A 12,074-nucleotide genomic window follows, 5' to 3' on the forward strand; every position below is an offset into this window, starting at 1 on the left:
CCATGGGATTCTTCCTCGAAACACTGTTCGGCGGCCTCATGGCCGGCATGCTCTACGCGTTGGTGGCGCTCGGCTTCGTGCTGATCTTCAAGGCCTCGGGCGTCTTCAACTTCGCGCAGGGTGCGATGGTGCTGTTCGCCGCGCTGGCCATGGCGCGCTTCTCGGAGTGGTTCCCCAAGTGGTTCGGCTTTGAGAGCCTGGTGCTGGCCAACGTGCTGGCGCTGATCGCGGCCATCGTGGTCATGGCCGTGCTGGCCTGGCTGATCGAGCGGCTGGCCCTGCGCCAGCTGGTCGGGCAGGAACCCATCGCGCTGCTGATGGCCACGCTGGGCATCGCCTATTTCATCGACGGCGCAGGCCAGCTGCTTTTCGGCAGCGCCACCTACAAGATCGACGTCGGCATGCCCAAGGACCCGATGATGGTGCTGGAGGGCACCTTCGAGGGTGGCTTGCTGCTCAGCAAGGAAGACCTGTACGCCGCGCTGATCTCGGCGCTGCTGGTGATCGGCCTCACGCTGTTCTTCCAAAAGACGCCGACCGGCCGCGCGCTGCGTGCCGTGGCCGATGACCACCAGGCCGCGCAGTCCATCGGCATCCCGCTGTCGCGCATCTGGGTCATCGTCTGGACCATCGGCGGCATCGTCGCGCTGGTGGCCGGCATCATCTGGGGCTCCAAGCTCGGCGTGCAGTTTTCCATCTCGCTGGTGGCGCTGAAGGCGCTGCCGGTGGTGATCCTGGGCGGGCTCACCTCTGTGCCCGGCGCCATCGTCGGCGGGCTGATCATCGGCGCCGGCGAGAAGCTGTCGGAGATCTACATCGGCCCCATGCTGGGCGGCGGCATCGAGAACTGGTTCGCCTACGTGCTGGCACTCGGCTTCCTGCTGTTCCGTCCCCAGGGATTGTTCGGCGACAAAATCATTGATCGCGTGTAAGGACCACTGACATGCTTTACCGCGAAAACGGCCAGTTCAAGCAGACCTACCGCGCCGACCTGCAGATCTTCCCGGTGCTGCAGGACCGCATCGCCTTGTACGTGCTGCTGGCGGTGGCCTTTGTCGCCGTGCCGCTGTTGGCCAGCGACTACTTCTTCCGCGCCGTGCTGATCCCGTTCCTGATCCTGTCGCTGGCAGCGCTCGGGCTGAACATCCTGGTCGGCTACTGCGGCCAGATCTCGCTGGGCACGGGCGCTTTCATGGCCATCGGTGCCTATGCGGCCTTCAACCTGCAGGTGCGCTTTGACGGCATGCCGCTGGCCGTCTCGCTGATCGGCGGTGGCCTGGCGGCCACGGTGTTCGGCGTGCTGTTCGGCATCCCCAGTCTGCGCATCCGAGGGCTGTACCTGGCGGTGGCCACGCTGGCGGCGCAGTTCTTCACGGACTGGTTCACCAACCGCGTCAAGTGGGTGACCAACGATTCACCGTCGGGCTCGGTCAGCATCGGGGCGCTGTCGTTCTTCGGCATGCCCATCGAAACGCCGGTGCAGAAGTACCTGCTGTGCCTGGGCATCGTCTGCCTGTTCGCGCTGATGGCCAAGAACCTGGTGCGCGGCGCCATCGGCCGCCAGTGGATGGCGATCCGCGACATGGACGTGGCGGCCGCCGTGATCGGCATCCGCCCGGTGTACGCCAAGCTGTCGGCCTTTGCGGTCAGCTCCTTCATCGTCGGCGTGGCTGGCGCGCTGTGGGGCTTCATCCACCTGGGCTCGTGGGAGCCGGCGGCCTTCAGCATCGACCGCTCGTTCCAGCTGTTGTTCATGGTCATCATCGGCGGGCTGGGTTCGATCTCGGGCGCGCTCTTCGGCGCGGCCTTCATGGTGCTGCTGCCGCTGCTGCTCAACTACGTTCCGCACTGGCTGGGCCTGCCGCTGTCCACGGCCACGGCTTCGCACCTGGAGCACATGATTTTCGGCGCGCTGATCGTGTTCTTCCTGATCGTCGAGCCGCATGGCCTGGCCCGCCTGTGGCTGACCGCGCGCGAGAAGCTGCGGCTGTGGCCCTTCCCACACTGACGCACTGATACCGCCTTGATTGCCCACCGACCCACCTTGATTTCCACCCTGCACACCACCGTGCCTTTTTCCAGGAGACATCCGATGAAGCTGAGATCCCTCGCTGCCCTTGCCGCCGCCAGCCTGTCCTTGATGGCCACGCCGCAGGCCCAGGCCCAGGCCGAACAGTTCGTGCCGCTCCTGGTGTACCGCACCGGCCAGTTCGCGCCGCTGGGCATTCCATGGGCCGATGGCAAGCAGGACTATCTGAAGCTCGTGAACGCGCGCGACGGCGGCGTCAACGGCGTCAAGCTGACGTTCGAGGAATGTGAGACCTCGTACGACGCGGCCAAGGGCGTGGAGTGCTATGAGCGGCTCAAGAACAAAGGCGGCGGCGCCTCCGGCTTCGACACGCAGTCGACCGGCATCACCTTCGCGGTGACCGACAAGGCCTTTGCCGACAAGCGCTCCGTGGTCACCATGGGCTATGGCTTGTCGCAGTCGGTCGATGGCACGGTGTTCGAGTGGAACTTCCCGCTGCTCGGCACCTACTGGACGGCGGCCGACGTGATGGTGCAGGACATCCTCAAGAAGGAGAAGGGCAGCCTCAAGGGCAAGAAGATCGCGCTGGTCTACCACGATTCGCCCTATGGCAAGGAGCCGATCCCGCTGCTGCAAAAGCGCGCTGCCAAAGACGGCTTCGAGCTCTCGCTGTTCCCGGTCACGCCTCCCGGCGTCGAGCAGAAATCCGTGTGGCTGCAGATTCGCCAGCAGCGGCCCGACTACGTGCTGCTGTGGTCCGCTGGCGTGATGACGCCAGCCGCCGTGCGCGAGGCGCAGGCCACCGGCTTTGCCCGCGAGAAGATCTACGCCATCTGGTGGGCTGGCTCGGACCATGACGTGAAAGACATCGGCACCGGCGCCAAGGGCTACAACGCCATCACCATCCACAACAGCGCGGCCAAGGACAAGGTCCACACCGACTTGAAGACCCATGTCTACGACAAGGGCCAGGGCACGGCCGGCAGCGTGGCCGACGCGAGCTCGATGGCGCACACGCGCGGCATGATGATCTCCATGCTGCAGGTCGAGGCGATCCGCGCCGCGCAGGAGAAGTACGGCAAGGGCAAGGTCATGACGCCCGAGCAGGTCAAGTGGGGCATGGAGAACCTGGACCTCACGGCCGACAAGCTCAAGGCGCTGGGCTTCGGCGAGATCATGCGGCCGGTCAAGACCACCTGCGCCGACCACATGGGCACCGACTGGGCGCGCATCGTGCAGTGGGATGGCGGCAAGTGGAACGTTACGTCCGACTGGTACCAATCCGACAAGAGCCTGATCGACCCCATGGTCAAGGAGCTGTCGGCCAAGTACGCCAAGGACAAGAGCATCACCCCGCGTTCGTGCTCCTGAGAGCCTGACGCCATGTCTGCTGCCGCCCCGGCCGAGCGCCGCGAGTTCCTCGATGTCAACGGCATCGAGGTCATCTACAACCATGTGATTCTGGTGTTGAAGGGTGTCTCGCTGCGCGTGGACGAAGGCAGCATCGTGGCCCTGCTGGGCGCCAACGGGGCGGGCAAGACCACCACGCTCAGGGCGGTGTCCAACCTGCTGCACGCCGAGCGTGGGGCGGTGACCAAGGGCTCGGTCTCGCTGCGTGGCGAGCGCATCGAGAACCTGACGCCGGCCCAGCTCGTCGATCGCGGTGTGATCCAGGTCATGGAGGGCCGGCACTGCTTTGCCCACCTGAGCATCGAGGACAACCTGATGACTGGCGCCTACACGCGCAAGGACGGCAAGGCCGCGGTCGAGCAGACGTTGGAGAAGGTCTACAACTACTTTCCGCGCCTCAAGACCCGGCGCACCAGCCAGGCGGCCTACACCTCCGGCGGCGAGCAGCAGATGTGCGCCATCGGCCGTGCGTTGATGGCCAACCCGAAGATGGTGCTGCTGGACGAGCCCTCCATGGGCCTGGCGCCGCAGATCGTCGAGGAGGTGTTCGAGATCGTGAAAGACCTGAACACCAAGGAGGGCGTGACCTTCCTTTTGGCCGAGCAGAACACCAACATGGCGCTGCGCTACGCCGACACGGGCTACATCCTGGAGAGCGGCCGCGTCGTCATGGACGGCGCCGCCAGCGCACTGCGCGAGAACGAGGATGTCAAGGAGTTCTACCTGGGCACCGGCGGCGAAGGCCGCAAGAGCTTTCGCGACGTCAAGAGCTACAAGCGCCGCAAGCGCTGGTTGGCTTGAGTCAACACCTCTCACCCGCTGTTCATCCACCCACCAAGCCGCCTGCGGGCGCAACGCTGCATGCAAGCTGCCACCCTCGATGCGCGCGAAACGCGCGACCCCGCTGAGCGCGAAGCCGCGCTGATGGCGGCCTTGCCGGCGCTCGTGGCACAGGCCAAGGCCGGCAGCCCGGCCCAGGCCGTGCGGCTGGCGCAGGTGGACGCGGCCGCCATCGGCAACCGCGCCGCGCTGGCGCAACTGCCGGTGCTGCGCAAACACGATCTGCTCGCGCAGCAGCAGGCCGCGCGCGCTGCCGGCGGCGACCCGTTCGGCGGCTTTGCGGCGGCCGGCTGGAACGGGCTGAAGTTGCCGCGCGCAGCACGCCGCGTGTTCCAGTCGCCTGGCCCGCTGTATGAGCCGCAGGGGCAGGAAGCAGACGCTTGGCGCATGTCGCGCGCGCTGTACGCGGCCGGCTTTCGGCGCGGCGACCTGGTGCACAACTGCTTCAGCTACCACCTGACGCCTGCGGGCGCCATGATGGAAGAGGGCGCGCTGGCGCTGGGTTGCACGGTGTTCCCCGGTGGTGTGGGCAACACCGAGATGCAGTTGCAGGCCATGGCCGATCTGCGCCCGCACGGTTACTGCGGCACCCCCAGCTTCTTGAAGATTGCGCTGGAGAAGGCGGCCGGGCAGTCGCTGTCGCTGTCCAAGGCGCTGGTCAGCGGCGAGGCTTGCCCACCCTCGCTGCGCGACTGGTTCGCCGCACGCGGGGTGGCCGCCTACCAGTGCTACGCCACGGCAGACATCGGTCTCATCGCCTACGAAACGCAAGCGCGCGAGGGCCTGGTGCTGGACGAGCAGGTCATCGTCGAGATCGTCGGCCCCGATGGCCTGCCGGTGGACGAAGGCGAGGTCGGCGAGGTGGTCGTGACCAGCTTCGACGCGGACTATCCGCTGGTGCGCTTCGGCACCGGTGACCTGTCAGCCGTGCTGCCGGGCCACTGCCCCACCGGTCGCACCCACACGCGCATACGCGGCTGGATGGGCCGGGCCGACCAGACCACCAAGGTGCGCGGCATGTTCGTGCACCCCAGCCAGGTGCAGGAGATCGTGCGGCGCTTTCCCGAACTCGGCCGCGTGCGGCTGGTTGTCAGCGGCGCGATGGCCAGCGATCAGATGGCGCTGCAAGCCGAATGCGCGGCGCCGGACGAAGCCCTGGCCGCGCGCGTGGCCGAGGCCATCCGCGAAGTGACCAAGCTGCGCGGCGAGGTGCAGTGGTGCGCGCCCGGCAGCCTGGCCGACGACGGCAAACTGATCGACGATCAACGCAGTTACGAATAGTCCCACACTGGTATTTGTCATCATTCTCCTGGGGCGTGCTTGGGCTACCATGCGCGCCTCGTTACTTTGGCTTCAGGAGATGGAATGAACAAGCTTTGCACCGTAGCTGTACTGTCGTTGGCTGCGCTGGGCGCCCAGGCACAGGATTTCCCGGGCGGCAAGCCCATCACCATGATCGTGCCCTTCGCCGCCGGCGGCCCGACCGACCGTGTGGCCCGTGACCTGGCTGAAGCGATGCAGCGTCAGATGGGCAACAACCCCGTCATCATCGAGAACCTGGGCGGCGCCGGCAGCACCATCGGCACCACCAAGGCCGCGCGCGCCAAGAACGACGGCTTCACGCTGCTCGTCACGCACGTCGGCATGGCCACCACGCCGTTGCTGTACCGCAAGCTGTCGTACAACTACGAGACCGACTTTGAGTACTTGGGCATCGTCAACGACGTGCCCATGACGTTGATCGGCAAGCCTGGCCTGGAGGCCAAGAACTTCGCCGAACTGCGCACCTGGATCGCCGCCAACGCTGGCAAGGTGAACCTGGGCAACGCCGGGCTGGGCTCGGCCTCGCACCTGTGCGGCCTCATGTTCCAAAGTGAGTTGAAGGCCGACATGGTCACCGTGCCGTACAAGGGCACGGCGCCTGCCATTGCCGATCTGCTGGGCGGCCAGATCGACTTGCTGTGCGACCAGACCACCAACACCACGGCGCAGATCGAATCCAAAAAGGTCAAGGCCTTTGCAGTGACCACCGGCAAGCGCTTGACGACGCCGGCGCTGAAGGATTTGCCTACGCTGGACGAAGCCGGGATGAAGGGCTTCCAGGTCACGATCTGGCACGGCCTGTATGCCCCCAAGGGCACGCCCGCACCGGTGCTGGCCAAGCTGAACACGGCGCTGAAGGGCGCGCTGAAGGACCCGGAATTCATCAAGAAGCAAGAGGGCCTGGGCGCCGTGGTCGCCAATGACAAGCGCACCGACCCGGCCGAGCACAAGAAGTTCGTGCAAGCCGAGGTGACCCGCTTCGGCCCCGTCATCAAGGCCGCTGGCGCATACGCCGACTGATCGCAGCCTGATCCCTCACACAAAGCCGCCGGGCACACACCCGGCGGTTTTTTTATGGGCTGCTCACTTCGGCCGCACCGCGTCGGCCGTGCCCTGGATGAACGCCTTGATCGCTTCCACATCGGCCATGCTCAGCTTGCCGGTGAAGTCCGGCATGCCACGCGCCATGGCCGGGCCCTTGAACAAAAATTTGTCCAGGTTCTCGATGAAGGCCGCATCCATGTAGCCCAGGTTGGGGATGTTGCCGCCCCGGTCCACGCCCGGCACGCCGTGGCAAAAGACACAGTTGCTCACATACAGCCCGGTGCCGGCCTCGACCTTGGCCGGGTCGTACTTCACGCCCTGCAGCAGCTTGGACATGCGGTACTGCACGAAGTCCGGCATCTTCGCCGTGCCGCCTACGGCAAAGGTGTAGACCGTGCCCGGCCCCTGGCGCTCGGTTGCGCGCGCGGCCAGGCCGTAGACGCCACCCCAGCCCACAGCGACGGACACGTATTGCTTGCCATCCACCAGGTAGGTGGCGGGGGCCGCCACCACGCCGGTGCCGGTGGGCGTCTCCCACAGCTTGGCGCCGGTCTTGGCGTTGTAGGCCACCATGCGCCCGTCGGCCGTGCCCTGGAACACCAAGTTTCCGGCCGTGGTCAGCGTGCCGCCGTTCCAGGGCGATGCGTGCTCCACGCCCCAGGCCTCTTTCTGCGCCACCGGGTCCCAGGCCACCAGCCGCCCCATGGGCTTGCTCTGCGGCGGCTCGGCGTTGATGTACATGCCGGTGTTCCAGCCTTGCGCGGCGTGTGGGCGCAGAGGCGCGGCCTCGTTGAACTTCCAGTCCTTGTCTTCCATCAACGTCAGCGGAATGTGCTGGGCCGGCAGGTAGACCAGGCCGGTCGAAGGGTTGAACGACATCGGGTGCCAGTTGTGCGCGCCGAACGGGCCGGGGATGCTCTCGCCCGGCTTCTCGTTCTGGCGCGCGGCGGCGATCTCGATCGGCCGGCCCTTGGCGTCATAGCCGCTGGCCCAGTTCACGTCCACGAAGTTCCTGGCCGAGATGAATTGGCCGTTGGTGCGGTCGATCACGAAGAAGAAGCCGTTCTTGGGCGCGTGCAGGATCACCTTGCGCTTCTTGCCCTGGATCGCCAGGTCCGCCAGGATCATCGGCTGCGTCGAGGTGTAGTCCCAGTTGTCGCCCGGCGTCTCCTGGTAGTGCCACTTGTAAGCGCCGGTGTCCGGGTCCAGCGCGACGATGGAGGCCAGGTACAGGTTGTCGCCCCCCTTGGGGCTGCGCTTGCTCTGCGCCCAGGGTGAGCCGTTGCCGGTGCCGATGTACATCAGGTTCAGCGCCGGGTCGAAGGCCATGGTGTCCCAAACGGTGCCGCCGCCGCCAGCCTCCCAGTACTTGGCCGACGGGTCCCAGGTCTTGGCAGCGCGCGCCATCGAGGCGTCTTCGAATGGCTTGGCCGGGTCGCCCGGCACTGTGAACCAGCGCCATTTCTGCTCACCGGTGGTGGCGTCGTAAGCCGTGATGTAGCCGCGCACGCCGTACTCGGCGCCGCCGTTGCCGATGATCACCTTGCCCTTGAACACGCGCGGCGCGCCGGTGATGGTGTAGGAGCGCGCATGGTCGATCAGCGTGTCCTTCTCCCACAGCACGCGGCCGCTGCCGGCGTCCAGCGCGATCAGGCGGCCGTCGTAGGCCGCCACGTAGACCTTGCCCTGCCACAGCGCCACGCCGCGGTTGACGACGTCGCAGCAGCCGCGAAAGCCGCGTGCGCGGTCGACCTGGGGGTCGTAGCTCCAGATGCGCTGGCCGGTGCGCACGTCGACCGCGTGCACCACGCTCCACGAGGCGGTGACGTACATCACGCCGTCGACCACCAGCGGCGTCGCCTCGACCCCGCGCGTGCTCTGCAGGTCGTAGGACCAGACCAGGCCCAGCTGCTGCACGTTCGTGGCGTTGATCTGGTCGAGGCGGCTGTAGCGCGTCTCTGCGTAGTCCAGTCCGTAGCTCGGCCAGTCGGGCGTCTTGGCGGCGTTGGCCTGGATGAAGGCGCCATCGACCTTCTTCACGGCCGCCGCCGCGCGCGCGGCCGGGTCGGGGGATTGCGCCTGCGCCGCAGCGCCAAGCACCACGAGGGCGCCGAGCGCAAGCCCGGCCAGCGTGCGAAAGTTCATGGAAATACCTCCTATTTTTGTCTTGGGCGAATCGCATCCTGCGGCGGGCGCTGTTCCGGCGGTACGGGGTTTCCCCAGGGTTGCCTGCCGGGTTAGCCCGCTCACTTTGATCAGCGCACGCTGCCACCATTCGCGCGTCGTGCGGACATCTCCGCGCCGGAGAGCCGATGCCTTTGCCTGTTCCCCTGTCTACACAGGAAGCGCTGTACCGCACGATGCTGCGCATCCGCGCCTTCGAGAACGCCGCCGAGATCGCCAGCCAGGGCGGTGTCAGCGCCTATGGACAGCAGGCCGCCGGCAGCGTCCATGTACGCGGCCCGCTGCACCTGTCCACCGGGCAGGAGGCCGTGCCCGCCGGCGTCTGTGCCCATCTACGCGCAGACGATTACCTCACCTCCACCCACCGCGGCCACGGCCACACGCTGGCCAAGGGCGCTGATCTGGCCCGCACCATGGCCGAGCTGTTCGGCAAGGCCACGGGCTTCAACGGCGGCAAGGGGGGCTCCATGCACATCGCCGATTTTTCGGTCGGCATGCTGGGCGCCAACGGCGTGGTCGCTGCCGGCCTGCCGATCGCCGTGGGCGCCGCCCACGCGCAGAAGCTGCAGCGCCGGGGCGGCATCACCGTGTGCTTCTTCGGCGACGGCGCCATCAACCGCGGCCCCTTCCTCGAAGCGCTGAACTGGGCCCGCGTGTACGGCCTGCCGGTGCTGTTCGTGTGCGAGGACAACCGCTGGAGCGCCACCACGCCCAGTGCCCCGATGACGGCCGGCGAAGGCGCCTCGGCGCGCGCGTTGAGCATGGACATCCCAGCCACGCCGGTCGACGGCAACGACGTGACCGCCGTCTATGCCGCAGCCCAGACGCTGGTGGCCCAGGTGCGCGCGGGCGCCGGCCCCTGCCTGCTGCACGCGCTGACGTACCGTGTGAAGGGCCATGTGTCCGTCGACCTGGCGGCCTACCGCGACCCGCACGAGCTGGCGGCCGCGTTGCAGACCGACCCGATCGCCCGCGCCCGCGGCGGCTACCTGGCGCAAGGTGGCCGGCCCTCGGTGCTGGATTGCATCGAGGAAGAGGCGCGGCAGGAAGTCGACCAGGCCCTGGCCGCCGCCGACGCTGCGCCCTGGCCGCAGGCCAGCGCCGCCTTCACCGACGTACAGACCACCGGAGCCGGCCAATGGACGTGACCCCCAGGCCTCGGCCAGCCGAGGCCGCCCCCCGGGGGGACGCGGAAAGCCTTGGGGCGGCCCGGCGGCTTTCCTTGAGTTACGCCCAGGCCGGCATGCTGGCCCTGCAGCAGGAGATGGAATCCGATGCGCGCGTGGTCGTGCTCGGCGAAGACGTCGGCCGTGGCGGCATCTTCGGCCAGTACAAGGGCCTGCAAGAGCAGTTCGGCATCGACCGCGTGATCGACACGCCGATCAGCGAGGCCGCCATCCTGGGCGCCGGTGTCGGCATGGCGTTGGCCGGCCTGCGCCCCGTGGTCGAGATGCGCGTGGTCGACTTCGCGCTGTGCGCCATGGACGAGATCGTCAACCAGGCCGCCAAGAACCGCTTCATGTTCGGTGGCCAGGGCCGCGTGCCGCTGGTCGTGCGCATGCCCGGCGGCATCTGGGACGCCTCGGCCGCACAGCATTCGCAATCGCTGGAAGCCTGGTTCGCGCACGTGCCGGGGCTGGTCGTGGTCTGCCCGTCCACGCCGCAAGACAACTACAGCCTGCTGCGCGCCGCGCTCGCCTGCGGCGACCCGGTGGTCTACATCGAGCACAAGACGCTGTGGGGCGCGCAGGGCGAGGTCGACCCGGCGCTGGCCGTCCCCCTCGGCCAAGCCGCGCTGCGCCGCCGCGGCAACGACCTCACGCTGGTCAGCTGGAGCCGCCAGGCCAGCCTGTGCGAGCAGGCGGCCGACGCGCTGGCGCAGCAAGGCATCGGCGTGGACTGCATCGACCTGCGCAGCATCTGGCCCTGGGACCGCGAGGCCGTGCTGGCCTCCTGCGGCCGCACCGGCCGCCTGCTGGTCGTGCACGAGGCCGTGCAGGTGGCCGGCTTCGGCGCTGAGATCGCTGCCACAGCCGCCGAGGCCACCGGCTGCCGAGTCGCCCGGCTGGGCGCGCCGCGCATTCCGGTCGGCTACGCGCCGGTGCTGGAGGCGCAGTCGCGCATCGGCGTGGATGCCATCGTCGCCAAAGGGCTTCGCCTGCTGGCCGACTCCGCGCCACTACAGTAGCCGCCTTGAACATTCACGGAGACAGCATGTCCTTTTCGCGTCCCTTCACCTCCACTGGCCGTCGTCGACTGGTGCTGGCCGCCACGCTGCTTGCCGCTGGCGCCGCCCTGCCGGCGGCCGCCCAACAGGCCGCCTGGCCCACCAAGCCCGTGCGCCTGGTGGTCCCGTTCGCCCCCGGCGGCACCACCGACATCCTGGCCCGCGCCATGTCCGTCGAGTTGACCAAGGCCCTGGGCCAGCCCTTCGTGGTGGACAACCGGGCCGGTGCCGGCGGCAACATCGGGGCCGACATCGTGGCCAAGTCCGCACCGGACGGCTACACCATCCTGATGGGCACCGTCGGCACGCACGCCATCAACAAATGGCTGTACGACAAGATGCCCTTCGACCCGGTCAAGGACTTCGCGCCCATCAGCCTGGTGGCCGGCGTGCCCAACATCATGGTGGTCAATGCAGAGAAGGCGCGCGCGCTGAAGATCGCCACCGTGCAGGACTTCATCCGTTACGCCAAGGCCAACCCCGGCAAGCTGAACATGGCCTCCAGTGGCAACGGCACCTCCATCCACATGGCGGGCGAGCTGTTCAAGACCATGACCGGCGCCTACATGGTGCACTTCCCCTACCGCGGTTCCGGCCCGGCGCTGATGGACATGGTGGCCGGCACCATGGACGTGATGTTCGACAACCTGCCGTCCGCCATGCAGCAGATCAAGGGCGGCAAGCTGACGGCACTGGCCGTCACCAGTGCCCAGCGCTCGGCCGCACTGCCCGACGTGCCCACGGTCGAGCAGGCCGGCGGCCCGGCGCTCAAGGGCTTCGAGGCCAGCTCGTGGTTCGGCTTGCTCGCGCCGGCCGGCACGCCGCCAGAGATCGTCAACCGCATCCAGCAGGAAGTCGCCAAGGCCATCAAGACGGCCGATGTCAGCGAGAAGCTGCTGGCGCAGGGCGCCATCCCCAGCGGCAACACGCCGCAGCAGTTTGCGGCGCTGATCGATGCCGAGCTGAAGAAGTGGGCGCCCGTCGTGAAGGCCTCCGGCGCAAAGGTGGACTGACGGC

General features: G+C 67.6%; 10 protein-coding genes. 9 read left to right on the forward strand and 1 reads right to left on the reverse strand.

The annotated features are described in order from the left end of the window. Positions 1-2: 2 nt before the first annotated feature. From AC099J_RS03675 to AC099J_RS03700, 6 genes are all read left to right on the forward strand, one after another. Entirely contained in the window at positions 3-932 is a 930-nt protein-coding gene (locus AC099J_RS03675; RefSeq protein WP_479613859.1) for a branched-chain amino acid ABC transporter permease, read from the forward strand. A gap of 11 nt (positions 933-943) precedes the next feature. Continuing rightward, the gene (locus tag AC099J_RS03680; protein ID WP_479613860.1) at positions 944-2,008 is read left to right on the forward strand and encodes a branched-chain amino acid ABC transporter permease; all 1,065 of its coding nucleotides are present in this window, start codon (positions 944-946) and stop codon (positions 2,006-2,008) included. An 84-nt stretch (positions 2,009-2,092) separates the two neighbouring features. Then, complete coding sequence (locus AC099J_RS03685) at positions 2,093-3,400, forward strand: ABC transporter substrate-binding protein (RefSeq protein ID WP_479613861.1); 1,308 nt, start codon at positions 2,093-2,095, stop codon at positions 3,398-3,400. A 12-nt stretch (positions 3,401-3,412) separates the two neighbouring features. Continuing rightward, positions 3,413-4,240 carry an ABC transporter ATP-binding protein gene (locus AC099J_RS03690; protein ID WP_479613862.1) on the forward strand — a complete coding sequence of 276 codons (828 nt, stop codon included), beginning with the start codon at positions 3,413-3,415 and terminating at the stop codon, positions 4,238-4,240. A 60-nt stretch (positions 4,241-4,300) separates the two neighbouring features. After that, on the forward strand, positions 4,301-5,560 hold the full coding sequence (locus AC099J_RS03695) for a phenylacetate--CoA ligase family protein (protein WP_479613863.1): 1,260 nt from the start codon (positions 4,301-4,303) through the stop codon (positions 5,558-5,560). An 84-nt stretch (positions 5,561-5,644) separates the two neighbouring features. Further along, positions 5,645-6,622 (forward strand): tripartite tricarboxylate transporter substrate-binding protein, encoded by a 978-nt coding sequence (locus tag AC099J_RS03700; protein ID WP_479613864.1) that lies wholly within the window; start codon positions 5,645-5,647, stop codon positions 6,620-6,622. A gap of 63 nt (positions 6,623-6,685) precedes the next feature. Here the strand turns inward: AC099J_RS03700 and AC099J_RS03705 are convergent, their stop codons facing one another. After that, positions 6,686-8,791, reverse strand: a complete 2,106-nt coding sequence (locus AC099J_RS03705) for a PQQ-dependent dehydrogenase, methanol/ethanol family (RefSeq protein ID WP_479613865.1) — start codon at positions 8,789-8,791, stop codon at positions 6,686-6,688. 167 nt (positions 8,792-8,958) lie between these two features. Here AC099J_RS03705 and AC099J_RS03710 point away from each other — a divergent pair, with 167 nt between their 5' ends. The 3 genes from AC099J_RS03710 (at position 8,959) to AC099J_RS03720 (ending at position 12,070) form a co-directional block, all read left to right on the forward strand. Continuing rightward, positions 8,959-9,978 carry a thiamine pyrophosphate-dependent dehydrogenase E1 component subunit alpha gene (locus tag AC099J_RS03710; RefSeq protein ID WP_479613866.1) on the forward strand — a complete coding sequence of 340 codons (1,020 nt, stop codon included), beginning with the start codon at positions 8,959-8,961 and terminating at the stop codon, positions 9,976-9,978. Between the two features lie 74 nt (positions 9,979-10,052). Continuing rightward, complete coding sequence (locus AC099J_RS03715) at positions 10,053-11,018, forward strand: alpha-ketoacid dehydrogenase subunit beta (RefSeq protein ID WP_479613867.1); 966 nt, start codon at positions 10,053-10,055, stop codon at positions 11,016-11,018. Between the two features lie 26 nt (positions 11,019-11,044). Further along, a complete protein-coding gene (locus tag AC099J_RS03720; RefSeq protein ID WP_479613868.1) occupies positions 11,045-12,070 on the forward strand; it encodes a tripartite tricarboxylate transporter substrate binding protein in 1,026 nt (341 codons plus the stop codon). Positions 12,071-12,074: the final 4 nt, after the last annotated feature.

It is taken from the genome of Rhodoferax sp. RT4P68, assembly GCF_056521305.1.